Below are 26,203 nucleotides of genomic sequence, written 5' to 3'. Positions count from 1 at the left end.
ACAAGGTGCATGTCATGTCGGTGATGCACGATGTCCATGCCGTCAGTAAGGGTACTTGAAGAGGGAAATGCGAATCGATCTTACTATCGGTTCCCCTCGATATTTCATTTCGTTACCCGTATGAATCGCTTCGCTTTCGGTTTCGCACTGGCCCTGCTGGGCGCATCGGCAACGTCCGCATTCGCTGCCGACGACGTCGTCAACCTGACCCTGAAGGACCACAAGTTTTCGCCCGACGGCGTGACGATTCCGGCCGGCAAGAAGGTGAAGTTCGTCGTGAAGAACCTCGACGCGACGCCCGCGGAATTCGAAAGCGACGATTTCAAGGCAGAGAAGGTCGTGCCGGCCGGCAAGTCGATCGAGATCCTGATCGGGCCGCTGAAGGCCGGCACCTACGAGTTCCACGACGAGTATCACGAAGCGCAGTCGAAAACGCACCTGACCGTCAAATAAGCGGATATCGCCATGCTGTCTACCGCCCTGATCGTCTTTCGTGAAGTGCTCGAGGCCGCGCTGGTGGTTTCGATCGTGATGGCCGCGACGAAGGGCGTGCCGAGGCGCGGCTGGTGGGTCGGCGGCGGGCTCGTCGGCGGCGTGATCGGCGCCGGCCTGATCGCCGCGTTCGCCGACGTGATTTCGCAGTTGGCCTCCGGCATGGGGCAGGAAGTCTTCAACGCCGGCGTGATGTTCGTCGCGACGCTGATGCTGGCGTGGCACTGCATCTGGATGAGCCGCCACGGCCGCGAGATGGCGCTGCACATGGGCGAGGTCGGCCGGGCCGTCGCGGCCGGCAGCCGGCCGCTGACGGGGCTCGCGATCGTCGTCGGTGTCGCGGTGCTGCGCGAGGGCTCCGAGGCAGTGCTGTTCCTGTACGGCATCGCGGCGGGCGATCCGGGACAGACGCCGCAGATGATCGTCGGCGGGCTGCTCGGCGTGCTGGGCGGCGCCGGGCTCGGTTACGCGATGTATGCGGGCCTGCTGCAGATTCCGCTCAAGCGCCTGTTCTCCGTCACCAACGCGCTGATCGTGCTGCTCGCGGCGGGGATGGCGAGCCAGTGCGTCGGCTTCCTGCTCGCCGCCGGCCTCGTGCCGTCGTGGGGCGATGCGGTCTGGGATACCTCGTGGCTGCTCAAGGAATCGAGCATCGTCGGCAAGGCGCTGCATACGCTGATCGGCTACACCGCGCGTCCGGCGGGGATCCAGATCGCGGCGTACGTCGTCACGCTGGTCGCGATCGTCGTGCTGGCGCGGCTGGTCGGCCGGCCGCGGACGGTGGTGCCGCCGCCGCGGCCCGTTGCGTGAGCGGGCCGGGGCCGAATGCAGAAAGGGGCGTCATGGACGCCCCTTTTTTCTTGCGTTGATGACGGCGCGCGCGCGGCCGCGCGGCCCGTTCAGCGATGGTTGTCGATCCATGCGCGGGCCCATTCGAGCCCCGCTTCGCGCGCTTCGTCCTCGGTGTCGAACACGCCGAGCACGCCCGACGCTTCGACGAGCCGATTGTTCTGCGTGATCGTGCCGCTCGCCGCGAAGCGTTCGGGCTGCAGGATTTCATCCTGTTGCAGGATCGAATGGCCCCAGATCTGGTAGCCGTGATAGGTCTGCGCTTCCATTATCGCGTCACCTCCGCGGAACGGCTGCCCGTGCCGACACGCAGCACATTGCCGTCCGGCGTGTATTGCCGCGGGATGTCCGAGAACTTGAGTGCGTGCGGCGTATCGGGCATGGCCGGCTGCATCACCGTGAGCCGGCCCGGCGCGGGCTGCGCGACCGGGCGCGGTGCGGCCGGTGTTTCGACCGTCGCGGCGGTCGGTCGATGCGGCACGGTTTTCACGGCTTGTGCGACGCGGCGCTTGTGCAGCTTGACCGCAGCCTTCGGCTGCACGCTCGCGTGCTTTTCCACGGTCTTGCCGCCCGCGTGCGCGTCGGCACCCGGGCGCGCTGCCGGCGTACGGGCATCCGGCGTACGCGCCGCCTGCAACCGCGCCTCGGGCGGGTTCCAGACTTCGACGTAGTGCTCGGCCGCCCAGCCCGTCGACGCGAAGCTCAGCGCCAGCAATCCGCATCCAAACAGTCTTACCATGGTCTCTCCGTCATCTTGCGTGCGGCTCGCGTCGCGTTGCGGTGCCCGGTGAGAAGGCGGCCGCTCATCCGTGCTCGGGGAGCACGTTTCACGAAAATACCTCGAGCCCGTGTTTCTCGACGATCTGCAACATGCGCGCGGCGATACCGCTCGGCCGCTTGTCGCCCTGTTCCCATTGGCGAATCGTCGACGTCGTCGTGTTCAGGTAGAGCGCGAACACGCTCTGGCTGACATTGACCGACTTACGGATGCGTGCGATCGCTTCCGGATCGAACTTCGGCGCCGCTTCGATGCAAAGGACGTCGTATTCGCGCATTGTCTTCTTGTCGATCTGCCGTGCGCGATAGAGACCCGACGCAGCGCTGTGGACCGCCTCCGTCGCGTCGCTCTTGAATCGGCTCTTAGCCATTGCAAATCTCCACCCACTCGTTCAGTGCGACCAGTGTCGCGATGTCGACGTCGGTGCGTCGACCGACATCCGCTGCGAGCTTTTTGAAGGCGCGCAGTTCGTGAGCGTCGATGTTGTCACGGTCGCACTTGGCGAACAGGAACACGAACACCCACGTATGCCCGACCTTGCCCAGCACGATGCCGCGCTGACGATTCCCGTCCAGACGCTTCTTCCAGACGTTGCCTCCAAGATCGACGCCCTGGCCCCGCGCCAGCTGTCGCACTGCGCGGCACAGTTCGCCATCGGCGATTCCCGCTTTTCCTGCTGCCTTGTGAAACCACTTCGTCTTGAACACGCGTCGTACGGAAGCAGACATGTCGAGCCAGTCAAATTAGCACAGGATTATATACCACCAAGTGGTATATATCTCGACCTGGCCGAATGGCCTGCTTCACGCGGATACTCAGCCCTGACGGGCCACTGGCCTCCCTCGCGGGAGGCACGCGTCATTCCACCGTCACCGACTTCGCGAGGTTGCGCGGCTTGTCGACGTCGGTGCCGCGCGCGCATGCGGTGTGATACGCGAGCAGCTGCAGCGGCACGACGTGCAGGATCGGCGACAGCTGCCCGTAGTGTTCCGGCATCCGGATCACGTGCAGGCCGTCGTCGTTGACGATCTGCGTGTCGGCATCCGCGAACACGTACAGCTCGCCGCCGCGTGCGCGCACTTCCTGCATGTTCGACTTCAGCTTCTCGAGCAGCGTGTCGTTCGGCGCGACCGTCACGACCGGCATCGCTTCGGTGACGAGCGCGAGCGGCCCGTGCTTCAGTTCGCCGGCCGGATAGGCCTCGGCGTGGATGTACGAGATTTCCTTCAGCTTCAGCGCGCCTTCGAGCGCGATCGGGTAGTGCAGCCCGCGGCCGAGGAACAGCGCGTTTTCCTTGCGTGCGAATTCGTCCGACCACGCGATGATCTGCGGCTCGAGCGCGAGCACGCTGTTCAGCGCGGCCGGCAGGTGGCGCAGCTCCTTCAGGAATTGCGCTTCCTGCGCGGCGTCGACGTGCCCGCGCAGCTTGCCGAGCGTCGCGGCCAGCACGAACAGCGCGACGAGCTGCGTCGTGAACGCCTTGGTCGACGCGACGCCGATCTCGGTGCCCGCGTGCGTCAGGAACTGCATCTCGGTGAGGCGCACCATCGCGCTCGTCGCGACGTTGCACACCGCGAGCGTATGCGTGTGGCCGAGCGACTGCGCGTGCTTGAGCGCGGCGAGCGTGTCGGCCGTCTCGCCCGACTGCGAAATCACCAGCACGAGCTGGCGCGGGTTCGGCACCGACTCGCGGTAGCGGTATTCGCTCGCGATCTCGACCTGGGTCGGGATCTTCGCGATCGATTCGAGCCAGTACTTCGCGGTGAGGCCCGAGTAGTAGCTCGTGCCGCACGCGAGGATCAGCAGGCTGTCGATGTTCGCGAACGCGGCGGGGGCCGCCTCGCCGAACAGCGTCGCGTCGAACGCTTCGGTTTGCGGCACCGTGTCGCCGATCGCGCGCGGCTGCTCGAAGATTTCCTTCTGCATGAAGTGGCGGTACGGGCCCAGCTCGACCGCGCCGCCGTATGCGCTGACGACGCGGATCTCGCGCTGCGCGAGCGCGCCGTGGCGGTCGACGATCTTCACGCCGTCGAGCGACAGTTCGCACACGTCGCCTTCCTCGAGGAACGTGAAGCGGTCGGTGCTGCCGGCCAGCGCCAGTGCGTCGGATGCGAGGAAGTTCTCGCCGTCGCCGTGGCCGACGACGAGCGGCGAACCCTGGCGCGCACCGACGACGGTGTGCGGCTGGTCCTTGTGCGTCACCGCGATCGCATACGCGCCGTGCAGCTGCTGCACGGCTTCGCGCACGGCCGCGAACAGGTCGCCGCGATACAGGCTGTGCACGAGGTGCGCGATGACTTCGGTGTCGGTCTGCGACACGAACTCGTAGCCCTTCGCGCGCAGCGCTTCGCGCAGCGTCTCGAAGTTCTCGATGATGCCGTTGTGCACCAGCGCGAGCGCGTTCGACGAGAAGATCGGGTGTGCGTTGTGCGTGACGGGCGCGCCGTGCGTCGCCCAGCGCGTGTGCGCGACGCCGGTCGTGCCTTCGAGATGCGATTCCTGCACCTGCGCGTCGAGATCGGCGACGCGCGCGACGCTGCGCGCGCGCTTCGGCGCGCCCGGCTCGAGCACGGCGACGCCGCACGAATCGTAGCCACGGTATTCGAGGCGCCGCAATCCTTCGATCAGCACCGGAACGATATTACGCTGCGCAACTGCGCCGACAATGCCGCACATGAATGGTCAATCCTGTAAGTCGACGCGGGCGCCGTCCGGGCGCCCGCTAAAGGTTCAGCTCTTCTTCTTGACCGGGCGGACGTAGCCGCTCTTCGCGGTCTGCGTCTTCTCGTTCAATGCGAGGACGCCTTCGGCGACGTCCTTCCAGATCGTCGTGCCGGCCGCGATCGTCACGCCGCGGCCGACGCGCACCGGCGCGACGAGCTGCGTGTCGGAGCCGACGAACACGTCGTCCTCGATCACGGTGCGGAACTTGTTCGCGCCGTCGTAGTTGCAGGTGATCGTGCCCGCGCCGATGTTCACGCGCGCGCCGATGTCGGCGTCGCCGATGTAGGTGAGGTGGTTCGCCTTCGAGCCGTGGCCGATCACCGCGTTCTTCACCTCGACGAAGTTGCCGACGTGCGCTTCGTCGGCGAGCTGCGCGCCCGGACGCAGCCGCGCGTACGGGCCGATCACGGTGTTCGCGCCGAGCTCGGCGCCGTCGATGTGCGTGAACGCGTCGATGCGCGTACCCGCGCCGATCGACGCGTTGCGGATCACGCAGTTCGCGCCGATCGTCACGTTGTCGGCGAGCGTCACGTTGCCTTCGAACACGCAGTTCACGTCGATCGACACGTCGCGGCCGCAGCGCAGCGTGCCGCGCACATCGAGCCGCGCCGGATCGGCGAGCGTGACGCCGTCGACGAGCAGCGCATCGGCGACGTTGCGCTGATGGATGCGCTCGAGCTCCGCGAGCTGCGCCTTGCTGTTCACGCCGAGCGTTTCCCATTCCTCGTCGGGCTGCGCCGTGACGATCTCGAAGCCGGCCTCGATCGCGAGCTCGACGACGTCGGTCAGGTAGTACTCGCCCTGTGCGTTCTCGTTCTTCAGCGCGCCGAGCCACATCGACAGCTGCGCCGTGGGCGTGACGATGATGCCGGTGTTGATCTCGGCGATCCTCAACTGCTCGGGCGACGCGTCCTTCTGCTCGACGATGCGCGTGACGAAGCCGGACGCGTCGCGCACGATGCGGCCGTAGCCGGTCGGGTCGTCGAGCGTGACGGTCAGAATTCCGTAGCGGCCGTCGCGCGCGGCGTCGACGAGACGCCGCAGCGTCGACGCGCGGGTGAGCGGCACGTCGCCGTACAGCACCAGCGTCGGCTGCGCGGGATCGAGCAGCGGCAGCGCCTGGCGTACCGCGTGGCCGGTGCCGAGCTGCTCGGCCTGCACCGCGAACTGGACGTCGGGCGCGGCGACAGCGGCCTGGACATGCTCGGCGCCGTGACCGACGACGACGACGAGCCGCGACGGCTGCAGCGTGCGCGCGGTGGCGATGACGTGGGAGAGAAGCGGCCTGCCGGCCAGGGGATGGAGCACTTTCGGCAGCGCGGAACGCATGCGCTTGCCGGTGCCTGCCGCCAAAATCACGATATTCATGGCGCCAGCTTGTCAGAGGAGTTCGAAGCCGTCCATTTTAGCATGCGGCCCCCGTCGTTCCGGGCCTGTCGCGGCGGGGCGACAGCGCCGGAACGCGGCCGCGGCCCCGGTTCCGGCGGGTGTTCAGGCCCTGCTTACAGGTCGTCGAACTGGACGATCGAGATCGGTTTCGCCGAGCCCGGCGCGGCGGTCTCGTCGCCGGACGCGCACGGCTCCTCGTCGAACGCGATGTCGCCCTGCGGATCGGCCTCGCCGGTCGCGCGCAGCGACGCGAACGGGAACTGGGTCGTATCCATCAGGTGCGACGGCACGACGTTCGCGAGCGCGCTGAACATGTTGTCGACGCGGCCCGGGAAGCGCTTGTCCCATTCGCGGATCAGCGCCTTCATTTCCGCGCGCTTCAGGTTCGGCTGGCTGCCGCACAGGTTGCACGGGATGATCGGGAATTCGCGCAACTCGGCGAATTTCTCGAGATCGGTTTCCTTCACGTACGCGAGCGGGCGGATCACGACGTTCCTGCCGTCGTCCGACTGCAGCTTCGGCGGCATGCCCTTCAGCTTGCCGCCGTAGAACATGTTGAGCAGCAGCGTCTGCAGGATGTCGTCGCGGTGGTGGCCGAGCGCGATCTTGGTCGCGCCAAGCTCGCCGGCCACGCGGTACAGGATCCCGCGGCGCAGCCGCGAGCACAGCGAACAGGTCGTCTTGCCTTCGGGCACGAGCCGCTTGACGATGCTGTAGGTGTCCTGGTTCTCGATGTGGAACGGCACGCCGACCTGCGTCAGGTACTCGGGCAGCACGTGCTCGGGGAAGCCCGGCTGCTTCTGGTCGAGGTTGACCGCGACGATGTCGAAGTCGATCGGCGCGCGCTCGCGCAGGCGCAGCAGCACGTCGAGCATCGCGTAGCTGTCCTTGCCGCCCGACAGGCACGCCATCACCTTGTCGCCCTGCTCGATCATGTTGTAGTCGCCGATCGCCTGGCCGACCTGGCGCACGATCCGCTTGAACAGCTTGTTGTTCTCGTACGCTTCCTTCTGCTCGCGGCGCGTCAGCGCGCGGCGGCCGGTGTCGGCGGCGGTGGCTTCGATGGCGGCGCCATCGGCCGCCGTGTCGTTCATGTGGGGGGCGTTCATGCGCGCTCCTCGTCCTTGATGCGAAAGACTTCGACGCCGACGGCGTCGCAGTCCGGATAGGCGTCCGGTTTCTCGGTACAGACGCGTACCGCGCGCACGGCGTCGTGCGCCAGCAGGTTCGCGGCGATCGCGTCGCACAGCGTTTCCTGCAGGTGGATGTGGCCGCGCGCCACGCACTGCGCGACGCTCTGCTTCATCAGGTCGTAGTCGACGACTTCATGCAGCCGGTCGTCGACGGGGGTGGACAGCGCGAGCGGCACGAACAGGTCGACGTTGATGACGACGCGCTGCTCGCCGCGCTTCTCGTGTTCGAAGGCCCCGATGTTGATGTGCACCTCGTAGTCGCGCAGGTAGAGCCTGCGGCAGTCCGCGAGGCGGGGGTGCAGGAGAGCGGAAAACATGGTCGTCCCAGTCAAATTGGCGTGCGCGCACGCAAAGCGGCGCGGGCGGCGGCGATCAGGCCGCGCGATCCGCGCAGTTCATTCATTCGGGCCGGCGGCGTGCGGCACCAGGTGCTCGCCGCCGTCGACGGTCAGCGTCGCGCCCGTGACGCCGGGCGCGCTCGCGAGATAGCAGGCCGCCGCCGCGATGTCGTTCGCGTGCGGCGCATGGCCGCGCACGAGCGCCGCGACGCGCACCTTCGGCGCGAGGGCCAGCGCCAGCGCGGCGGTCGCGCGGTTCAGCGCGGCCTGCATCAGCGCATGCGACAGTTGCGCCGGCGCCGAGTGAAACAGGGCCTGATCCAGCACGTGGATCGCGCACGCGCGCAGCGATTCGTCGTCGCGCGCGGCGTCGGGCGTCGCGTCGGCAAGCGCCCGGGCCAGCGCGAGCGGCGCCGTCACGTTGCGCGCGAGCGCAGCGGCGAGCGATGCGCCGTCCACGGTGTGCGCGTCGTCGGTGCCGGCGCAGGCACTCACGAACACCGCGCAGGCGGGCCGGCCGAGCGCCGCGCCGCACGCGGCGACGAGCGCGGCCGCGTCGGTTTCCAGGGCCAGATCGGCGTCGAGCACGGCTGCACGGCGGCCGTGGGCGGCGACTTCGGCGACGAGCGCGTCGGCGGCCGCGCGCGGCGCGCCGGGGCTGCGCTGCAGCGCGACGTCCCAGCCGCGCTGCGCGAATCCGGTCGCGAGCGCACGACCGAGCGACGCGGCGTCGGCCGCGCTGCCCAGCGCGCCGGCGACGAGCGCGATGCGCGGGGTCGACGTATCGGCTGAAACGGTCATTTACAATGCCGGGATGAACCCGAAAGCTCACGAACCCGCTAGTTTACCTGCTCCCGGCCCTGACGCGCTCGCGCAGTCCGAAACCCTTGCCGCGCAACTGCGCGACGAGATCGCGGCGGCCGGCGGCTGGCTGCCGTTCGACCGCTTCATGGAGCGCGCGCTGTATGCGCCCGGCCTCGGCTATTACAGCGGCGGCGCGCGCAAGTTCGGCCGCCGCGCCGACGACGGCAGCGACTTCGTGACGGCCCCCGAGCTGTCGCCGCTGTTCGCGCAGACGCTCGCGAATCCCGTCGGGCAAGCGCTGACGGCAAGCGGCACGCGCCGCGTGATGGAGTTCGGTGCTGGCACGGGCAAGCTCGCGGCCGGGCTGCTCGCGGCGCTCGATGCGCTCGGCGTCGAACTCGACGAATACCTGATCGTCGACTTGTCCGGCGAACTGCGCGAACGGCAGCGCGACACGATCGCGGCGGTCGCGCCGGCGCTCGCCGGGAAGGTGCGCTGGCTCGACGCGCTGCCCGAGCGCTTCGACGGTGTCGTGGTCGGCAACGAGGTGCTCGATGCGATGCCGGTGCGCCTCTTCGCGAAGGCGGGCGGCGCGTGGCTCGAGCGCGGCGTCGCGCTCGACGCGCGGCACGCGTTCGTGTTCGACGACCGGCCCGCCGGTGCGGCCGGCCTGCCGCCGGTGCTCGCGACGCTCGACGTCGACGACGGCTACGTGACCGAGACGCACGAAGCCGCGCTGGCGTTCACGCGTACCGTATGCACGATGCTCGGGCGCGGCGCGGTGCTGCTGGTCGACTACGGGTTCCCCGCGCACGAGTACTACCATCCGCAGCGCGACCGCGGCACGCTGATGTGCCACTACCGCCACCACGCGCATGACGACGCGTTCCTGTACCCGGGGCTGCAGGACATCACCGCGCACGTCGAATTCACCGGCATCTACGACGCGGGCGTCGCGACCGGCGCGGACCTCCTCGGCTACACGTCGCAGGCGCGTTTCCTGTTGAACGCGGGCATCACCGACGCGCTGGCCGCGATCGATCCGTCCGACATCCACCAGTTCCTGCCGGCCGCGAACGCGGTGCAGAAGCTGATCTCGGAAGCCGAGATGGGCGAGCTGTTCAAGGTGATCGCGTTCTCGCGCGGGATCGACGGCACGCTCGACGCATTCGCGCGCGGCGACCGCTCGCACGCGCTCTGACGGGGAGTTCGGGATGCTGCACTGGCTGATGGCGTCGTTCGTCGCGGTGATGATCCTGACGCGCTGCTGGCCGTGGCTCGGCAAGGTCGGCATCGGGCGGATGCCGGGCGACGTCACGCTGACGCTCGGCGGGCGGCGCTACCCGTTCCCGTTCATGTCGACGCTGGTGCTGACGATGCTGGTGTCGATGGTGGCGCGGCTGCTCTGAGCCGCGCCGAACGCGGCGGCGCGCCGTGACCGCGCCGCGGCGCACGTGTGAGGGTTCGGCGCATCACGGTACGCGCGTCACAGCTCGATTTCGCCGAGGATCCGGTGCGCGAGCGCCTTCGCTTCGTTGAACGCCTCTTCCTCGCTCGGACTCGTCGTGTGGACGTCGTAGCGCATGTTTTCCGTTTCGTCGCCGTCGTCCCGGGCGAGGATCACGTAACCCTGGAACTGTCCGTTGGCGGCGTGCTGCGTGTGCGCCTTGGCCGTGTAGATGCCTTTCGTGAACGTGTTCGTGTCCATCGTGCCTCTCCCGCAATAGGACACTTCATCGTAGCACTGCGGCGCAGCATGTACAGCGCCGCTAATCGGCGACCGATCAGCGCGCCGTCATCGTCCCGTCACCGTTCGAGCAGCGCGACGACCTCGTCGAGCGTCGGCGCATGCGCGCCCGTATGCCGGCACGCGGCGGCGCCCGCCGCGAGCGCGAACGCGAGATGCTCGCGCCACGTCCGCTGCGGCGCGGCCATCAGGCTGAACAGCATGCCGCCGATCGACGCGTCGCCTGCGCCGACGGTGTCGACCACCTCGACGCGCGGCGGACTGGCTTCGAGCACGTCGCCGTCCGCGTAAAGCGTCGCCGGCTGCGCCCCGCGCGTGACGAGCACCGCCGCGCGCGGATTCAGCGCGCGCACCGCGGCGACCTCATCCGGGCCGTCGCCGCCGAACAGGTGGCGCAGATCCTCGTCGGACACCTTGATCAGGTCGGCGAGCGCGGCCATCTTCTCGAGCGTCGGCCGGTACGCGGCCGTCATCAGGTTCCGGTAGTTCGGATCGAAGCTGATCTTCACGCCGCGCGCGTGCAGCTCCGCCGCGAGCGCGACGAGCGTGCCCGCGAGCGGTTCGCGCACGAGGCTGATGCAACCGAAGTGCGCCCACTTCACGTGTGCGGCCCAGCCGGCCGGCAGCCGCGCCGGGTCGAACGCGAGATCCGCGCTCGCTTCGCCGATGAAGAAGTACGCGGGCGGCCGCGTCTCATGGACGATCGCGAGCAGCGGCGCACGCGGCACGCGCTGCAGGAAGCGCAGGTCGAGCCCGGCCGCCTCGCTGGTGCGCCACAGCACGTCGGAGAAGCAGTCTTCGCCGATCGCGCCCGCGAGCGCGCTCGGCACGCCGAGCCGCGCGACCGCGCGCGCGACGTTCCAGCCGGCGCCGCCCGGCACCGAGGTCCACTGCGCGTCGCCCGCGCGCACCATGTCGGTCAGGATGTCGCCCGCCGACACGAAGGCCGGAAAGGTGCCGCCGCTCATTGCGTCGGCTCGCTGCGCGCCGCGCGCGCGAGGGTCGCGAGCACGTCGTAGCATGCGCCCATCGTGTGATAGTCGGTCTTGCCGGCCGGGCTTTTCTCGTCGCTGTACTTGCGGTTGTCGCAGGTGAGGATCCGGTACCACGCGCCGTAGCGGTGATCGACGAAATGCGCCCAGCTGTAGCGCCAGATCTCGTCGTACCAGTCCCAGAAGCGCTCGCTGCCGGTGCGCGCGCCGAGCATCGCGGCCGCCGCGAAGGTTTCCGCCTGCACCCAGAAATACTTGTTGTGGTCGCAGATCGTGAAGTCGGGGCCGAAGCCGTAGCAGAGGCCGCCGTGATCGGCGTCCCACGCATGCGTGAGCGCCGCGTCGAACAGCTCGGCCGCGCGCGGCACGAGCCAGTCGAGCGGGCGGTGCCGCTCCAGGATCAGCAGCAGCTTCGCCCATTCGGTCTGGTGCCCGGGCTGGAAGCCCCACGGACGGAAGATGTTCGAGCTGTCTTCCTTGTTGTAGTCCCAGTCGACCGACCAGTCCGCATGGTAGTGCTCCCACACGAGGCCGCCCGACAGCGAAGCCTGGCGCTGCGTGATGTGGGTCGCGAGTTTTTCCGCGCGATCGAGATAGGTGAGATGGCCGGTCGCCTCGTACGCCGCGAGCAGCGCTTCCGTCATGTGCATGTTCGCGTTCTGGCCGCGGTACGACGACACGTTCCAGTTCGGCGTCGCGTCGTCCGCGTAGAGGCCGGCGGCCGCGTCCCAGAAGCGGTGCTCGGCGAGCTCGTAGGTCGACGCGATCAGCGCGCGCGCTTCGTCGATGCCGGCCATCGTCGCGTGCGCGGCGGCCAGCAGCACGAACGCGAGCCCGTAGCAGTGGCGCGTGCCGTCGAGCGTCGCGCGTTTCGCGCCGTCGCGCCAGTCGAGTTCCCAGTCGTAGCCCTGCAGCGCTTCGTCCCAGTGCGCGTCGCGCAGGAAGCGCAGCCCGTGGCGGGCGTAGTCGAGGTGGCGCGGATCGCCGAAATGCCGGTACGCCATCGCGTAGTTGAAGACGAACCGGCAACTGCTGACCAGGTGCCGCGACGTGCGGTTGTAGATGCTGCCGTCGTCGCGGAAGTAATGGTAGAAGCCGCCCGTCGGGTCGAACGCGTTCTGCGCGTAGAAGCGCAGCGTGTCCTCGATGTGCGACAGCAGGAACGACGGATCGCGGAAGCTCGCGACGAACGGTGCCGTTTGCGCGTGGGCGGCCGGCGCGGCCGTGCTGGATTGGACCGGGGGCATGTTCATGATTCGGTGACCGTGGCGGTATCGAGTGCCGGTGAGCCGGCGGGCTGGCTGCTGGCCCGTACGATCAGTTCGACGGGCAGGGAGATCTCGGTGCGCTCGGGCGATTCGGCGAGCAGCAGTTCGACGCCGCGGCGGCCGAGCGCTTCCTTGTCGACGGCGAGCGTCGTGAGCGGCGGATTCGCGTGCGCGGCGGCCGGGATGTCGTCGAAGCCGACGATCGCGATGTCTTCCGGAATCCGCACGCCGCGCGCGATGCACACGCGCTGCGCGGCCAGCGCGGCGGCGTCGTTGTACGCGAACACGGCGTCCGGGCGCGGGCCGGGCGCGTCGAGCAGTTGCTGCATCGCGCGCGCGGCGCCGGTGTCGGGGTCGAGCCCGGCGTCGATCGTCACTTCGTACGCGGGATCGAACAGCCGCCCGGCCTCGAAGAACGCGCGGCGATAGCCGATCGCGCGCTGCGCGATGCTGAAGTGCGCGGCCGAGCCGCCGATGAACGCGATCCGCGAGCGGCCGGTGGCGAGCAGGTGGCGCATCGCGAGCGCCGCGCCCGTCGCGTTGTCGATGTTCACCGAGCGCAGGCCGGGCGCCCACAGGTCGATCAGCACGAGCGGCCGGCCGGTCGCGGCGAGCGCCTCGATCGTCTCGGGCTCGATGAAGCCGGCCACCGCGATCGCGTCGGGCGCATGCGGGCGCATCTGGCGCAGCACGTCGTCGTTGGGGCCGACCGTGAGCAGCGTCGGCACGATGCCGCGCTCGCGGCACGCGTCCTCGACGCCGTGCAGCACGTGCGAGAAGAACGGGCTGGCGGGAAAGCGGTTGTGCTGGCGGTGCAGCAGGAAGGTGAGCCGGCGGATGCGCGGGCGCAACTGGGCCGGGTCGTAGCCGAGCTGCTGCGCGATCTCGACGATGCGCGCCCGCGTGGCTTCCGACAGGCCCGGCTGGTTTTTCAGCGCGCGGGAGACGGTGCCGATCGAGACCTCTGCCGCCCGCGCTACGTCGCGAATGGTGGTGCCCATCGTTCGGGTCCGGTTTGTTTAGGGTGACGGCGATTGTATAGTAAAACGCCGAGCCAAATTCGGGCCGGATAACCGGGGAATACCCGGAAATAACGGGTTTTTACGCGCTAATCTGCGAAAACGACGTTACTAAAAATACTAAACAAAACGCGGAAAAGGCAAGGCGATCGCACGGAAAGGGGCGGTGCTGGAGGGGCGCACGCGTTCGGAGGCCCGGTCCGCGAGGGGCGGGCGAGGCGGACGGCAAGCCGTTGCCGGCAATCGGGCGCGCGCGAGGCACCGTCGTCGCCGTCCTTGCCGGCCGGCAGCCCGCTTGCATCCGGCAACCGCCCGCCGGTTCAGCCCGCCGCCGCCTGCGGCGGCCCGCCGCGATCGCGCAGCGCCGCGCGGCCGGCATCGAGATCGACGACCGCGAGCCCGCCCGGCTGCTGTTTCGCGCGCCGCTTCGCGAGCGCCGCGACCGACGCGATCTCGTCGCTGCCGTAGCGCATCGCGCCGTTCGCGCCGGCCGGCACGCCGACCGCGCCGATCGCCATCGTGACGAAACCGAAGAATGCGGGGTTGCCGTGGCGGTCCTCGCCGCGCAGCCCGCCCGCCAGCCGGTCGGCCTGCGTGTAGAAACGCTGCGCGCCGTCGTTGAAGCGCGCGATCGCGTCGGCCGCCCGCGCGTGCCAGTCGTCGCGCTGGAACAGCACGAGGAAATCGTCGCCGCCGACGTGCCCGAGAAAGTCGCGCTGCGGATCGCACACGCCGGCCAGCACCGTCGCCGCGAACTTCAGCACTTCGTCGCCCTGCCAGTAGCCGTACTGGTCGTTGAACGGCTTGAACTGGTTCAGGTCGACGTAGCACGCGTGGAAGCCGGCGTCGCGCGCCAGCAGGCGCTCGATGTGCGCGCTGATCGGGATGTTGCCGGGCAGGAAGGTCAGCGGATTCGCATAGCGCGCGGCCTCGATGCGCATCTCGGTCACCGCGCGCACGAGGCTCTCGCCGGTGCCGAGCCCGACGTAGCGGCCGTGCTCGGTGATCACGAAGCCGTCCGCGAGATAGCGCTGGTCGTGGCTCGCGAGCAGCATCGCGAGCTGCTCGACCGTCGTCGCGTTGTCGATCATCAGCGGCGCGTCGTTCGCGAACTGCAGGCACGGCTTCTTTCCGAACACCTCGCGGTGGTAAGGCAGCGTGAAGCGGTCGATGAAGCCGCGCCGGTTCACGAGCGCGACCGGCTGCCCGCGTTCGACGAGCGCGACCGCGTGCAGGCCGGGCATCCGGTTGAACAGGTCGAGCACGTCGTTGCTGGTCGCGTCGCGCGGCAACGCCGGCGCGGGGACGAGCATCTTCGCCGCGATCGTGCTTGCGGGCCGCACGGCGCGGGTCGCACCGGGGAACACCGCGATGTGCGGTGCGCGGATCGCGTCGCGCGCGGCCGGCGCGACGACCCGCGACGGTCGCGCATCCGGCCGGCCGAGCAGGAAGCCCTGCACGCAGCAGATGCCCATGTCCCGCACGACGATCAGGTCGCACTCGTTCTCGATCCCTTCCGCGATCAGCTTCGCGCCGCTCGCGTGCGCGAAGTGCTGCATCGCCCGGACCGCCTCGAACTTGAGCGGATCGCGCGCGATGTCGTGGATGAAGAAGCGATCGATCTTCACGACGTCCGGGTGCAGGCGCAGCCACAGGTTCATGCTCGCGTTCGCGGTGCCGTAGTCGTCGAGCGCGAACTGGATGCCGGCGTCGCGCAGCGATGCGACCGCCGGCCCGATGTGCGCGACGTCCGGCATCGCGGTCTGCTCGGTCAGCTCGATCACGATGCGCTCCGCGCCGACCCGCGCGCGGCCGAGCAGTTGCCGCGCGCGCGCGCGTTCGCGCGCGAGTTGCAGGATCGTGTTCGCGCTGAAGTTGAGGAACAGCTTGCCGTCGCAGCCGAGCGCCGCGAACGCGTCGAGGCAGGTGAGGGCGGCCGCCTGTTCGAGCGCGACGGTCGCGCCGTCGCGGGCGGCCTGCGCGAACAGCGCGGCCGGCGTCTCGAGGTCGGTGCCGCGCGGGCCGCGGATCAGGCCTTCGTAGCCGACGACCGTGCCCGACCCGAGGTCGACGATCGGCTGGAACACGGCCGCGAGCGCACGCTCCGCGATCAGGCGCGTGGTTGAGACGGTGGACGGGGCGGGATGAGGCGCGGACATGGGCGAGGGCGGCCGAGGCGACGGGACGCCCGACTTTAACGGCAGCGCGCGCGGAGAATTGAATGAAGATTTCGTGACGCGATGCGCGTCGATGGTGCATGCGTCGCTTTGGGCGGGCGGTGGTGCGGCGAAGAAAGCGGACGAAGCGGGAAGCGAAAAGCGGAAGGCGGAAGGCGGAAGGCGGAAGGCGGAAAGCGGAAAGCGGAAAGCGGAAAGCGGAAAGCGAAAGGCGTAACGAGAAAGAGGCGAATCCACCCGCGCGGCCAGCCATGCCGGCCACGCAGCCTCCCGCGTCAGCGTTTGCCCGCGCTCAGCGCGCCGCGTTCGCGTGCGGCACCGGCCGCGCCCTCGTCGCCGTCACGCTCGCCGCGCATGTCGCGCGCGCCCCAGCGCTGCGCGAGTGCCGCGCACGCCATCAGCTGGATCTGGTGGAACAGCATCAGCGGCAGCACGATCGCGCCGACCGCCTGCGCGGAGAAGATCACCTTCGCCATCGGCACGCCGGCCGCGAGGCTCTTCTTCGAGCCGCAGAAGATGATCGTGATCTGGTCGGCGCGGTTGAAGCCGAGCCGCTTGCTGACGAACGTGGTCAGCACCAGCGCGATCGCGAGCAGCACGACGTTGACGACCAGCAGGCCGCCGAGCGCACGCGCCGGCATCTGGTGCCAGAGCCCCTGATTCACGGCCTCGCTGAACGCGACGTAGACGACGAGCAGGATCGAGCCCTGGTCGACGAAACGCAGCACGCCGCGATTGCGTTCGATCCAGCCGCCGATCACGGGCCGCAGCAGCTGGCCGGCGACGAACGGCACGAGCAGCTGCATCACGATGCTCCCGACGGTGCTCCACGGCGACGCGGCCGCGGCCGACTGCGACGTGATCATTAGCCCGACGAGCGCCGGCGTCACGAAGATTCCGAGCAGGCTCGACGCGGATGCCGCGCACACGGCGGCCGGCACGTTGCCCTTCGCGATCGAGGTGAACGCGATCGACGACTGGACCGTCGACGGCAGCGTGCACAGAAACAGCACGCCGGCGTAGAGCGCCGGCGTGACGAGCGGCTGTAGCACGGGTTTCAGCGCGAGGCCGAGCAGCGGGAACAGCGCGAACGTGCTGAGCAGCACGACCGCGTGCAGCCGCCAGTGGGTCGCGCCCGCGACGACGGCTTCGCGCGACAGCTTCGCGCCGTGCAGGAAGAACAGCAGGCCGACCGCGATATTGGTCGCCCAGTTGAACGCGTGGGCGGCCGGGCCGCGGCACGGCAGCAGGCTCGCGAGCACGACGGTGCCGACCAGCGCGAGCGTGAAGTTGTCGGGAAGAAAACGGGGACGGGCCATCGGGAACTCGATTCGGAAACGGCAGGCGCGCATGTCGCGCGCGCGAAGCCGATATTGTCCCGGTTGGTTATTCAATACACAAATTCATTGTGTGAATCGATTGATGAATCGACGGCATAGGGCGGCGCGCGCCAGAGAGGGGCGGCCGATGCGCAAAACGGCAGAAGAATGTTCTGCCGCGATTGCGCCCTGAAGTGAAAAAACCTAGCAGTAACATGGTGTTACACCGATGCCCGCGACCTAACACTTTTTGGCTCGACACCGTTTCGGGCCGCTCATAAATTACTGCTGAAAGGCTTGCGTCGGCCGGAAACGACCGGCGGCGAGCGGTAACAGGCACTGAATGATGACGGAACGGGTGAAACGGAAGGTCGGACGATGGGTGGCAGGCGTGCTCGGCGCACTGCTGATGCCGCTCGCGCTCGCGCAACCGCCGCACGGCGGTCAGGCGTTCGGCGGCGGTCACGGCTTCGGTCACGGTTTCGGTGGCGGCGACATGCGCGCTTTCGGCCAGCCGGCCGGCAACGCGCCGGTATGGCGCCGGGCGCTGCCGCCGGGCGGCGCGCGTGCCGGCGGCGTGAGCGGTTACGGTTCCCGCTGGGGGCTGCGGCCGACGCCGTCCTACGGCCATTACGCCGCGCAAAGCCCGTATCGTCCGATCAGCGCCGACTCCCGCCAGATGCCGCGCCCGCAGGGCGGCGGCAACGTGCCGCTGCGCGCCGGCTCGATCCGCGCCGACGTCGCGCGCTACAACGAAGAGCGCGGCGGCCGTCCGATGCCGCCCCCCCGCGCGCAGGAAGAACCTTCGCACTCGCCGTTTTTCTCCCCGTTCTACCGAAACTGAGCGCCCCGCGCGTTCGTCCCCCCGCCGGCGGTGATGCGAATTCGCCACAGTCGCGCGCATATTTCCGCTGATTTTCCCGCCGCATTGCGCTATCTTTCGCGCCCGGCACGCGCGCGCCCCGCGGCCGTCCCGTCGCGTGCCCGCTCCGCGCGCGGCCGCTGCGGCGCGCCTGGCCATGTGCCGATTCCGCGAAGTTAATGCCGCTGCTATACCCGCAATAAGTGTGCGCAATTTTGACCGGACGCACGATCCGTAAAGATGGCTGCGCCCCGAACGACGCAAGCAATCGGCTCCAAAAAACAACGCTCGCGCCACTTATCGACATTCGACAAAACCTGGAGATCCCATGAAAGCATTCGCTCGCCGTGCGTCGCGCACGTCCGTCAAGCTGATCGCCGCGGCCGCCTGCGTGGCCGCAACCGCACCCGTCCACGCGCAGTCGAGCGTCTCGCTCTACGGTCAGGTCGACGAATGGGTCGGCGCAACCAAGTTCCCGGGCGGCGATCGCGCATGGAACGTGTCGGGGGGCGGGATGTCGACGTCGTACTGGGGCCTGCACGGCGCAGAGGATCTCGGCAACGGCTACAAGGCGATCTTCACGCTGGAGAGCTTCTTCCGTGCGCAGAACGGCCAGTTCGGCCGCTTCCAGGGCGACACGTTCTTCGCGCGCAACGCATACGTCGGCGTCAGCTCGCCGTACGGCACGGTGACGGCAGGCCGCCTGACGACGCACCTGTTCCTGTCGACGATCCTGTTCAACCCGTTCTACGATTCGTACACCTTCTCGCCGATGGTGTACCACGTGTTCCTCGGCCTCGGCACGTTCCCGACCTATCCGAGCGACCAGGGCGCGGTCGGCGATTCGGGCTGGAACAACGCGCTGTCCTACACGTCGCCTTCGTTCGGTGGCCTGAATTTCGGGGCGATGTACGCGCTCGGCAACACGGCCGGCGACAACCGCTCGAAGAAATGGAGCGCGCAGTTCAACTACGCGAACGGCCCGTTCGCGGCGACCGCCGTGTACCAGTACGTGAACTTCAACAACGGCCCGCAGGACCTGAGCTCGCTCGTGACCGGCATGAAGAGCCAGGGCATCGGGCTGGTCGGCGCGACCTACGACCTGAAGTACGTGAAGCTGTTCGGCCAGTACATGTATACGAAGAACGACCAGGTTGCCGGCAGCTGGCACGTGAACACCGCGCAGGGCGGCGTGTCGGTGCCGCTCGGCGTCGGCAATGCGATGGCGTCGTATGCGTACTCGCGCGACGGCGGCGGCCTCGACCAGACGCGCCAGACCTGGGCCGTCGGCTACGACTATCCGCTGTCCAAGCGCACGGACGTCTACGCTGCCTACATGAACGACCACATCAGCGGCCTGTCGAGCGGCAACACGTTCGGCGCGGGCATCCGCGCGAAGTTCTGACGATTCGTTTGCCGGACGCGCACACGCAGCGCGCGTCCCGCCTGCCGGTCTTCCGCCCCCGAAACGGCGCCGCTTCCCGCGGCGCCGTTTTGCCTTTGTTGACCTTCTTGTTTCCTTGCCTTTGTTACCCTATCTCGTAATTGCATGATTACCAGGAATTGCGAGCTAGTTCGATGGATACCCTCGTCAGCATGAATGTGTTTCGCTACGTCGTCGAAGTGGGCAGCTTCGTCGGCGCGGCCGAGCGCATGCAGATGTCGGCCGCGATGGCGAGCAAGCACGTGATGCATCTCGAGCAGCAGCTCGGCGCGCGGCTGCTGCATCGCACGACACGACGTGTCGCGCCGACCGAGGCGGGACGCGAATACTATGAGCGCCTCGTGCAGGCGCTGTCGGAACTCGACGAAGCCGGACAGGCGGTCGGCGCCGCGAGCGTCGTGCCGCAGGGCCGCCTGCGCGTGACGTCGCTGTCCGCGTTCGGATTGCGGCACGTGATGCAGGCCGTCACCGATTATGCGGGCCGGTTCCCGGACGTGACCGTCGACATGACGCTGTCCGATCGCGTGGTCGACCTGATCGAGGAAGGCTACGACGTCGCGGTGCGCGCGGCGCCGAACGGGCTGAAATCGTCGTCGCTGGTCGCGCGGCAGATCGCCACCGCACATATCCTGCTGGTCGCGTCGCCCGAATATCTGGAGAAGCACGGCACGCCTCAGACGATTGCCGATCTCGCGCATCACAATTACCTGCGCCGCGATTCGAATTCGACGATGCTCGATTCGCTGGTGATCGACGCGGCCGCCGCGTCGCGCGTGAACCTGAACGGCAACCTGATCGTGAACCATCTCGAGGGGCTGCGCGCGGCGGTGCTCGCCGGCGCGGGCATCGCGCTGCTCGGCACCGAGGTGATCGGCGACGACATCGAATCCGGCCGTCTCGTGCCGGTGCTGCTCGACTCGGTGCCGCCGCACGAGGCGCCGATCTACGCGGTGTATGCGAGCCGCCGCCACGTGTCCGCGAAGGTGCGCTCGTTCGTCGACTTCCTCGCCGCACGCTTCGAAGGGCAGTCGCTGTGCCCGTCGATCGAGGCGCGCCTGCGCGTGCTGCCGATCACGCGGATCAAGCGCGCAGGCTGACCGCCGTCTACCGCCTGCGCGGCGGACATGAAAAAAAAAGCGCGAGCCGTTGCGGTTCGCGCTTTTTTGTTTTTGCCCGACGTCATGCGCGGCGGCGGCGGCGCAATCCGCCGCCCGCGTCAGCGTGCGATGCCGAGCCGTGCCTTCGCGTCGTCGTACTCGCGCTTCAGCCGCTCGACGAGCGCGCCGACGCTCGGCAGGTCGTCCATCAGGCCGACGCCCTGGCCGGCACCCCAGATGTCCTTCCACGCCTTCGCCTTGTCGCCGCCGAAATTCATCTTCGACTTGTCCGATTCCGGCAGCGCGTCCGGATCGAGGCCGGCCTTCTCGATGCTCTCGCGAATGTAGTTGCCGTGCACGCCGGTGAAGAGGTTCGTGTAGATGATGTCGGACGATTTCGCGTTGACGATCGCGCGCTTGTAGTCCTCGACCGCGTGCGCTTCCTGCGTCGCGATGAAGCGCGTGCCCATGTACGCGAGGTCGGCGCCCATCGCCTGCGCGGCGAGGATCGAGCCGCCGTTCGCGATCGAGCCCGACAGCACGATCGGCCCGTCGAACATCTTGCGCACTTCGCCGACGAGCGCGAACGGCGACGTCGTGCCCGCGTGGCCGCCGGCACCGGCCGCGACGAGGATCAGCCCGTCGACGCCGGCTTCGAGCGCCTTCTGCGCGTGGCGCAGGTTGATCACGTCGTGCAGCACGATGCCGCCATAACTGTGCACGGCGTCGACGATTTCGCGCGCCGGCGCGCGCAGGCTCGTGATGAAGATCGGCACCTTGTGGTCGACGCACACGCGCACGTCGTGCTCGAGCCGTACGTTCGACTGGTGGACGATCTGGTTGACCGCGATCGGGCCGATCACCGCATCCGGGTGCTTCGCCTTGTGGTCTGCGAGCTCGGACTGGATCTGCGTGAGCCACTCGTCGAGCAGTTCGGCCGGACGGGCGTTGAGCGCGGGAAATGATCCGACGATACCCGCCTTGCACTGTGCGAGCACGAGTTCGGGGTAGCTGACGATGAACATCGGCGACGCGATGACGGGCAGCGTCAGGTTCTGCAGGACGGCGGGCAATGCCATGTGATGTCTCCAGTCTCGAGGGGCGGCCGGATGCGGTGCTGTCGCGCCGATGCCGGCATCAATGCTTGGCGGTCGAACGGTGCTTCGAGTGTAGCGGTGCGGCGATGCGCTCATATTAATACGAACGGTCGTGCGATTCTACGCGAGCTTAGCAAACGACGCGGCATGGCGACAATCGAGTGAGTGTTCTCTTTCTACGCATTCGGGCATCTGCCGCGCGCAGCAGTCGGCCGGGCGCTCCTACAATACCCGCCATAACAAACCAATGAGAAACAAACCATGTCGTTTGAGGCGTTTGCACCGTTTCGCGTGACGGTGCAGGACACCGACATCTTCGGTGTCAAAGGAGGCGCGGGGCCGCCGCTTCTGTTGCTGCACGGCCATCCGCAAACCCACATGATCTGGCATCGCGTCGCCGCGACGCTGGCGAATCACTTCACGGTGATCGCGACCGACCTGCGCGGCTACGGCGCGTCGGGCAAGCCGCCGAGCGACGCGCGGCATGCGCCGTATTCGAAACGCGCGATGGCGGCCGACCAGGTCTCCGTGATGCGGCATTTCGGCTTCGAGCAATTCCACGTCTGCGCGCACGATCGCGGCGCGCGCGTCGCGCACCGGCTCGCGCTCGATCATCCGGCGGCCGTCGAACGGATGATGCTGCTCGACATCGCGCCGACGCTCGCGATGTACGAACAGACCGACCGCGCGTTCGCGACTGCGTATTTCCACTGGTTCTTCCTGATCCAGCCGGCGCCGCTGCCCGAAACGCTGATCGAAGGCCGCACCGACGCGTACATCGAGCGCGTGATGGGCAACCGGTCCGCCGGGCTCGCGCCGTTCGCGCCGGAGGCGCTCGCCGCGTATCGCGCCGCGCTCGCGCAGCCGGGCGCGGTGCATGCGATGTGCGAGGACTACCGCGCGTCGGCGACGATCGATCTCGAGCACGACCGCGCGGATCTTGAGCGCGGCAACAAGGTCGCGTGCCCGCTGCGCGTGCTGTGGGGCGAAAACGGGATCGTCGGGCGCTGCTTCGATCCGCTCGACGAATGGCGGCGCGTCGCGCGCGACGTCAGCGGCCGCGCGCTCGATTGCGGGCACTACATTCCGGAGGAGGCGCCCGTCGCACTGATCGACGAGCTGCTGGCGTTCTTCGAGGCGCGCGACGCGGCCGCGTGAGCGACGCCACCCGCCGCGGCCAGCGCGGTGCTTGCCGCGTGGCGACGATCAGCGGCGCGTGGCGGCATCGTCGTCGACGAGCGGCGGCAGGCGGCGCGGCACCGGCGTCGATTTCACGATCGCCGTGCTCGTTTCGGCGCGCTCCGTCACCTTCGACAGGATGTCGTCGAGGTGCTCGATCGTGCGCAGATAGAGCCGGCAGATGAAGCAGTCCTCGCCGGTCACCTTGTCGCATTCGACGAATTCCGGAATCCGCCGCAACACTTCCTCGACGAGATGCAGCTGCCCCGGCAGCGGCTTCACGCGCACGATCGCCTGCAGCGTGTAGCCGAGCGCGCGCGGGTCGAGCTCGACGGTGAAACCCGCGATCACGCCCTGCGCTTCGAGCCGTCGCACGCGGTCGGCGGTCGCGGGCGCCGACAGCCCGATCTGGCGCGCAAGTTCGCTGGTGGCGATGCGCGCATCCTCGGCGAGCGCCGCGAGGATCGCGCGGTCGGTCGCGTCCAGCGACGCGACGGCGGGCGGGGAAAGGCGTTTCGACATGATCGCTTTGCTTTCGAAGGTGAATCGGTGTTTTCGCTTCAGTTTAGTCGTGGATGCGCGGAAAGCAAGTTCCTAGAATCGAAGTCATCCCCTCTCGTCAAACGGAGTCCATGATGGCCTCGAACGAAATCCGCCGCGGTGCCGCCGAGATGGTCGTCGCGATGATGATGTCCGGCACGATCGGCTGGCTCGTGATGTCGTCGCAGCAACCGCTCACCAACGTCGTGTTCTTCCGCTGCCTGTTCGGCGCCGCGACGCTCGCGATCGTCTGCGCGGCTCTCGGCTTCCTGCGCCGCGCGCTGTTCTCGCCGCGCATGCTCGTGCTCGCGGCGCTCGGCAGCGTCGCGATCGTCGCGAACTGGCTGCTGCTGTTCGCCGCGTATTCGCGCGCGTCGATCTCGATGGCGACCGCCGTCTACAACACGCAGCCGTTCATGCTCGTCGCGCTCGGCGCGATCGTGTTCCGCGAACGGATCAGCGCGTCGACGATCGCGTGGCTCGCGCTCGCCTTCATCGGGCTCGTATGCGTGGTGCGCGTCGAGCCGGCCGTGCTCGCGGTGCCCGGCGAATATCTCGAAGGCGTCGCGCTGTCGCTCGGCGCGGCGTTCCTGTACGCGGTGTCGTCGATCGTCACGAAGCATCTGAAGGGCACGCCGCCGCACCTGCTCGCGCTGCTGCAGGCCGGCCTCGGCATCGTGCTGCTCGCGCCGTTCGCGCACTTCGACACGTTGCCCGCGACGGCCGCGCAGTGGGTCGATCTCGTCGTGCTCGGCGTCGTGAACACCGGCGTGATGTATGTGCTGCTGTACGGTGCGATCCAGAAGCTGCCGGTCGCGATGACGGGCGCGCTGTCGTTCGTCTATCCGGTCGTCGCGATCATCGTGGATCGCATCGCGTTCGGGCAGACGCTCGCGTGGACGCAGGTGCTCGGCGCGCTGCTGATCCTGCTCGCGGCGGCCGGCGTGAACCTCGGCTGGCGCATCGTGCCCGCGCGTCGCGCGGCGGTCGGCAACTGAAACGGTCGTGCGTTTCGGCTTGTGGCTACGGCAGGTTGCCGACACCCGCCGGCGCCGCGTCCGGGAACGAAGGTTGCGTGCGCAAACCGCTGTAAGAAGTTGTAGGGAAACACCCGATGCGACGCTGCAGCGTCGCTCGTATGATGCGGGCTGTGACGTTGATCACGTTCACAGGATTCCGATCTCATGCCGTTCGCCAAGCAGGCCGAACGGCATTTTTTTATGCGCCGCTCCGCGCGAGCAGGCGCCGCCGCGCGTCAAGCCGTGCGAGCAACGCGCGCCTCGCGTCGTCGTCCGACGCGCGCCATCCCTTGATCTCGTCGCGCGTGCGCAGGCAGCCCGCGCACCAGTCGGTGCGCGGGTCGATCCTGCATACGTCGGTGCACGGCGACGCGACCGTCCCGACCGGTACCGGCACGTCGCTCATGCGTCGTTGCGCAGCGCGACGTCGGCGACCGGCGCGCCGGTCAGCGAGATGAGTTCCTGCGGCGACAGGTTGAACACCGCGTGCGGATGGCCGGCGGCCGCCCACAGGCTGTCCAGTTCGAGCAGGTCGGCGTCGATCAGCGTGACCGGTTCGACGAGATGGCCGATCGGGCAGACGCCGCCGATCGCGTAGCCGGTGTTGTCGCGCACGAACTTCGCGTCGGCGCGGCCGACCGCGCCAACTTGCGCGGCGACCTTCTTCTCGTCGACACGGTTCGCGCCGCTCGCGACGACGAGCACCGGCAGGCCGTCCGATTCGCGGCGAAACAGGATCGACTTCGCGATCTGCGCGACCTCGCAGCCGAGCCCGGCCGCGGCCTCGGCGGAAGTCTTGCCGGTTTCGGCGAGCATCACGATCCCTTTCGCGTGCCCGCGTTCGCGCAGCAGCAGCGCGACGCGTCGCGCGGAATCGGGGAGAGAGTCGAATGAAGCGGGTGTCGTCATGGAGAATCCGTCAATGTCGGGGTCAGACGCAGCTCGGCGTGTCGGCCGCGCTCTGCGCCTTGGCGAGCAGCGCGCGACCGGCGCGCGACACGTTCGCGCGGCCGATCGCATGGGAGATGAAGTCGCCGGCGGCGACCACCTGCGCGAGGTCGATGCCGGTGTCGATGCCGAGGCCCTGCATCAGGTACAGCACGTCCTCGGTCGCGACGTTGCCGGTCGCGCCCTTCGCATACGGGCAGCCGCCGAGGCCGGCGACCGACGCGTGAAAGATCTCGATTCCTTCGAACAGCGCCGCGTAGATGTTCGCGAGCGCCTGGCCGTAGGTGTCGTGGAAGTGGCCCGACAGCCGCTCGCGCGGAAACACCCGCGTGACGGCCGACAGCACTTCGCGCGTGCGCTTCGGCGTGCCGACGCCGATCGTGTCGGCGATGTCGATCTCGTCGCAGCCGAGCGCGGCGAAGCGTTCGACGACGTCGACGACCGAGGCGACCGGCACCTCGCCCTGGTACGGGCAGCCGAGCGTGCACGACACGCTGCCGCGCAGCCGCAGGCCGGCATCCTTCGCGGCCTTCGCGACCGGCTCGAAGCGCGCGATGCTCTCGGCGATGCTGCAGTTGATGTTCCGCTGCGAGAACGCCTCGCTCGCCGCGCCGAAGATCACCACTTCGTCGGCACGCGCGGCGAGCGCGTTCTCGAAGCCCTTCAGGTTCGGCGTGAGCACCGAATACACGGTGCCCGCGCGCCGCTCGATGCCGGCCATCACGTCGGCGCCGTCGGCCATCTGCGGCACCCATTTCGGCGACACGAACGACGCCGCTTCGATATTGCGGAAGCCGGCGCGCGACAGCCGGTCGACGAGCGCGATCTTCACGTCGGTCGGCACGAAGGTCTTTTCGTTCTGCAGCCCGTCGCGCGGGCCGACTTCGACGATCTTGACGGCGGTGGGGAACGTCATGGTTGTCTCCAG

Annotated in this window: 29 protein-coding genes; 9 read left to right on the top strand and 20 right to left on the bottom strand. The window is 68.5% G+C overall.

Annotation, left to right across the window (positions count from 1 at the left end; translation table 11 throughout):
• The first annotated feature begins 120 nt into the window (after positions 1 to 120).
• Entirely contained in the window at positions 121 to 453 is a 333-nt protein-coding gene (locus WS87_RS16545; RefSeq protein WP_059819894.1) for a cupredoxin domain-containing protein, read from the top strand.
• A gap of 12 nt (positions 454 to 465) precedes the next feature.
• The gene (locus WS87_RS16540) at positions 466 to 1,302 is read left to right on the top strand and encodes an FTR1 family iron permease (protein WP_059819893.1); all 837 of its coding nucleotides are present in this window, start codon (positions 466 to 468) and stop codon (positions 1,300 to 1,302) included.
• Between the two features lie 89 nt (positions 1,303 to 1,391).
• Here WS87_RS16540 and WS87_RS16535 read toward each other — a convergent pair whose 3' ends face one another.
• The 9 genes from WS87_RS16535 to WS87_RS16495 all read right to left on the bottom strand — a co-directional run bounded on the left by WS87_RS16535 (position 1,392) and on the right by WS87_RS16495 (position 8,564).
• Positions 1,392 to 1,610, bottom strand: a complete 219-nt coding sequence (locus tag WS87_RS16535; protein WP_059450688.1) for a hypothetical protein — start codon at positions 1,608 to 1,610, stop codon at positions 1,392 to 1,394.
• Positions 1,610 to 2,080, bottom strand: a complete 471-nt coding sequence (locus tag WS87_RS16530; RefSeq protein ID WP_059819892.1) for a hypothetical protein — start codon at positions 2,078 to 2,080, stop codon at positions 1,610 to 1,612. The genes WS87_RS16535 and WS87_RS16530 overlap by 1 nt, the downstream gene beginning before the upstream one ends.
• 88 nt (positions 2,081 to 2,168) lie before the next feature.
• Positions 2,169 to 2,489 carry a helix-turn-helix domain-containing protein gene (locus WS87_RS16525; RefSeq protein ID WP_059523859.1) on the bottom strand — a complete coding sequence of 107 codons (321 nt, stop codon included), beginning with the start codon at positions 2,487 to 2,489 and terminating at the stop codon, positions 2,169 to 2,171.
• Positions 2,482 to 2,847: a type II toxin-antitoxin system RelE/ParE family toxin gene (locus WS87_RS16520; RefSeq protein WP_059523861.1), complete on the bottom strand. Its 366-nt coding sequence runs from the start codon at positions 2,845 to 2,847 to the stop codon at positions 2,482 to 2,484. The genes WS87_RS16525 and WS87_RS16520 overlap by 8 nt, the downstream gene beginning before the upstream one ends.
• Before the next feature lie 130 nt (positions 2,848 to 2,977).
• Complete coding sequence (gene glmS, locus WS87_RS16515) at positions 2,978 to 4,795, bottom strand: glutamine--fructose-6-phosphate transaminase (isomerizing) (RefSeq protein WP_059819891.1); 1,818 nt, start codon at positions 4,793 to 4,795, stop codon at positions 2,978 to 2,980.
• A gap of 54 nt (positions 4,796 to 4,849) precedes the next feature.
• Entirely contained in the window at positions 4,850 to 6,211 is a 1,362-nt protein-coding gene (gene glmU / locus WS87_RS16510; RefSeq protein ID WP_059819890.1) for a bifunctional UDP-N-acetylglucosamine diphosphorylase/glucosamine-1-phosphate N-acetyltransferase GlmU, read from the bottom strand.
• A gap of 134 nt (positions 6,212 to 6,345) precedes the next feature.
• The gene (gene ttcA / locus WS87_RS16505; RefSeq protein WP_059819889.1) at positions 6,346 to 7,341 is read right to left on the bottom strand and encodes a tRNA 2-thiocytidine(32) synthetase TtcA; all 996 of its coding nucleotides are present in this window, start codon (positions 7,339 to 7,341) and stop codon (positions 6,346 to 6,348) included.
• Complete coding sequence (locus tag WS87_RS16500; RefSeq protein WP_059450683.1) at positions 7,338 to 7,742, bottom strand: dihydroneopterin aldolase; 405 nt, start codon at positions 7,740 to 7,742, stop codon at positions 7,338 to 7,340. The genes ttcA and WS87_RS16500 overlap by 4 nt, the downstream gene beginning before the upstream one ends.
• Before the next feature lie 78 nt (positions 7,743 to 7,820).
• Positions 7,821 to 8,564: an SDR family oxidoreductase gene (locus WS87_RS16495; protein WP_059819888.1), complete on the bottom strand. Its 744-nt coding sequence runs from the start codon at positions 8,562 to 8,564 to the stop codon at positions 7,821 to 7,823.
• Between the two features lie 13 nt (positions 8,565 to 8,577).
• Here WS87_RS16495 and WS87_RS16490 point away from each other — a divergent pair, with 13 nt between their 5' ends.
• A complete protein-coding gene (locus WS87_RS16490) occupies positions 8,578 to 9,768 on the top strand; it encodes a class I SAM-dependent methyltransferase (protein ID WP_059819887.1) in 1,191 nt (396 codons plus the stop codon).
• Between the two features lie 13 nt (positions 9,769 to 9,781).
• Positions 9,782 to 9,976, top strand: a complete 195-nt coding sequence (locus WS87_RS16485) for a DUF2905 domain-containing protein (protein WP_059819886.1) — start codon at positions 9,782 to 9,784, stop codon at positions 9,974 to 9,976.
• Positions 9,977 to 10,053: 77 nt separating this feature from the next.
• On the opposite strand, the gene WS87_RS16480 is transcribed toward WS87_RS16485, so the two are convergent.
• The 6 genes from WS87_RS16480 to WS87_RS16455 form a co-directional block, all read right to left on the bottom strand.
• Complete coding sequence (locus WS87_RS16480) at positions 10,054 to 10,275, bottom strand: hypothetical protein (protein WP_059523876.1); 222 nt, start codon at positions 10,273 to 10,275, stop codon at positions 10,054 to 10,056.
• A gap of 98 nt (positions 10,276 to 10,373) precedes the next feature.
• The gene (locus WS87_RS16475; protein WP_059819885.1) at positions 10,374 to 11,282 is read right to left on the bottom strand and encodes a carbohydrate kinase family protein; all 909 of its coding nucleotides are present in this window, start codon (positions 11,280 to 11,282) and stop codon (positions 10,374 to 10,376) included.
• Positions 11,279 to 12,559 carry an AGE family epimerase/isomerase gene (locus WS87_RS16470; protein WP_059819884.1) on the bottom strand — a complete coding sequence of 427 codons (1,281 nt, stop codon included), beginning with the start codon at positions 12,557 to 12,559 and terminating at the stop codon, positions 11,279 to 11,281. Before WS87_RS16470 ends, WS87_RS16475 begins: the two co-directional genes overlap by 4 nt.
• The gene (locus WS87_RS16465) at positions 12,556 to 13,575 is read right to left on the bottom strand and encodes a LacI family DNA-binding transcriptional regulator (RefSeq protein WP_059819883.1); all 1,020 of its coding nucleotides are present in this window, start codon (positions 13,573 to 13,575) and stop codon (positions 12,556 to 12,558) included. The genes WS87_RS16470 and WS87_RS16465 overlap by 4 nt, the downstream gene beginning before the upstream one ends.
• 338 nt (positions 13,576 to 13,913) lie before the next feature.
• Positions 13,914 to 15,752 carry an EAL domain-containing protein gene (locus WS87_RS16460; protein WP_059819882.1) on the bottom strand — a complete coding sequence of 613 codons (1,839 nt, stop codon included), beginning with the start codon at positions 15,750 to 15,752 and terminating at the stop codon, positions 13,914 to 13,916.
• Positions 15,753 to 16,045: 293 nt separating this feature from the next.
• A complete protein-coding gene (locus tag WS87_RS16455; protein ID WP_059819881.1) occupies positions 16,046 to 17,089 on the bottom strand; it encodes a bile acid:sodium symporter family protein in 1,044 nt (347 codons plus the stop codon).
• Positions 17,090 to 17,435: 346 nt separating this feature from the next.
• On the opposite strand from WS87_RS16455, the gene WS87_RS16450 reads away from it, so the two are divergent.
• The 3 genes from WS87_RS16450 to WS87_RS16440 all read left to right on the top strand — a co-directional run bounded on the left by WS87_RS16450 (position 17,436) and on the right by WS87_RS16440 (position 20,492).
• Entirely contained in the window at positions 17,436 to 17,933 is a 498-nt protein-coding gene (locus WS87_RS16450) for a hypothetical protein (protein WP_059820001.1), read from the top strand.
• A gap of 346 nt (positions 17,934 to 18,279) precedes the next feature.
• A complete protein-coding gene (locus WS87_RS16445; RefSeq protein ID WP_059819880.1) occupies positions 18,280 to 19,356 on the top strand; it encodes a porin in 1,077 nt (358 codons plus the stop codon).
• A gap of 173 nt (positions 19,357 to 19,529) precedes the next feature.
• Positions 19,530 to 20,492 carry a LysR family transcriptional regulator gene (locus WS87_RS16440; RefSeq protein ID WP_059523890.1) on the top strand — a complete coding sequence of 321 codons (963 nt, stop codon included), beginning with the start codon at positions 19,530 to 19,532 and terminating at the stop codon, positions 20,490 to 20,492.
• 119 nt (positions 20,493 to 20,611) lie between these two features.
• Here WS87_RS16440 and WS87_RS16435 read toward each other — a convergent pair whose 3' ends face one another.
• Positions 20,612 to 21,571, bottom strand: a complete 960-nt coding sequence (locus tag WS87_RS16435) for an NAD(P)H-dependent flavin oxidoreductase (protein WP_059819879.1) — start codon at positions 21,569 to 21,571, stop codon at positions 20,612 to 20,614.
• A 279-nt stretch (positions 21,572 to 21,850) separates the two neighbouring features.
• On the opposite strand from WS87_RS16435, the gene WS87_RS16430 reads away from it, so the two are divergent.
• On the top strand, positions 21,851 to 22,747 hold the full coding sequence (locus tag WS87_RS16430) for an alpha/beta fold hydrolase (protein ID WP_059819878.1): 897 nt from the start codon (positions 21,851 to 21,853) through the stop codon (positions 22,745 to 22,747).
• 48 nt (positions 22,748 to 22,795) lie between these two features.
• On the opposite strand, the gene WS87_RS16425 is transcribed toward WS87_RS16430, so the two are convergent.
• The gene (locus WS87_RS16425) at positions 22,796 to 23,290 is read right to left on the bottom strand and encodes an Lrp/AsnC family transcriptional regulator (RefSeq protein ID WP_059523896.1); all 495 of its coding nucleotides are present in this window, start codon (positions 23,288 to 23,290) and stop codon (positions 22,796 to 22,798) included.
• Between the two features lie 113 nt (positions 23,291 to 23,403).
• Between WS87_RS16425 and WS87_RS16420 the strand changes: the two genes are divergently transcribed.
• The gene (locus tag WS87_RS16420; RefSeq protein ID WP_059819877.1) at positions 23,404 to 24,306 is read left to right on the top strand and encodes a DMT family transporter; all 903 of its coding nucleotides are present in this window, start codon (positions 23,404 to 23,406) and stop codon (positions 24,304 to 24,306) included.
• 220 nt (positions 24,307 to 24,526) lie between these two features.
• Here WS87_RS16420 and WS87_RS16415 read toward each other — a convergent pair whose 3' ends face one another.
• The 3 genes from WS87_RS16415 to WS87_RS16405 are packed head-to-tail and all read right to left on the bottom strand — an operon-like array spanning position 24,527 to position 26,191.
• Positions 24,527 to 24,733 (bottom strand): DUF1289 domain-containing protein, encoded by a 207-nt coding sequence (locus WS87_RS16415; protein WP_006762224.1) that lies wholly within the window; start codon positions 24,731 to 24,733, stop codon positions 24,527 to 24,529.
• Positions 24,730 to 25,236 carry a YbaK/EbsC family protein gene (locus tag WS87_RS16410; protein WP_059819876.1) on the bottom strand — a complete coding sequence of 169 codons (507 nt, stop codon included), beginning with the start codon at positions 25,234 to 25,236 and terminating at the stop codon, positions 24,730 to 24,732. Before WS87_RS16410 ends, WS87_RS16415 begins: the two co-directional genes overlap by 4 nt.
• Before the next feature lie 22 nt (positions 25,237 to 25,258).
• Complete coding sequence (locus WS87_RS16405; protein ID WP_059691385.1) at positions 25,259 to 26,191, bottom strand: hydroxymethylglutaryl-CoA lyase; 933 nt, start codon at positions 26,189 to 26,191, stop codon at positions 25,259 to 25,261.
• Positions 26,192 to 26,203: the final 12 nt, after the last annotated feature.

The sequence above is a fragment of the Burkholderia sp. MSMB0856 genome, assembly GCF_001524645.2.
Lineage (GTDB): Bacteria > Pseudomonadota > Gammaproteobacteria > Burkholderiales > Burkholderiaceae > Burkholderia > Burkholderia diffusa.
This window is presented reverse-complemented; position numbering and strand designations above follow the sequence as displayed.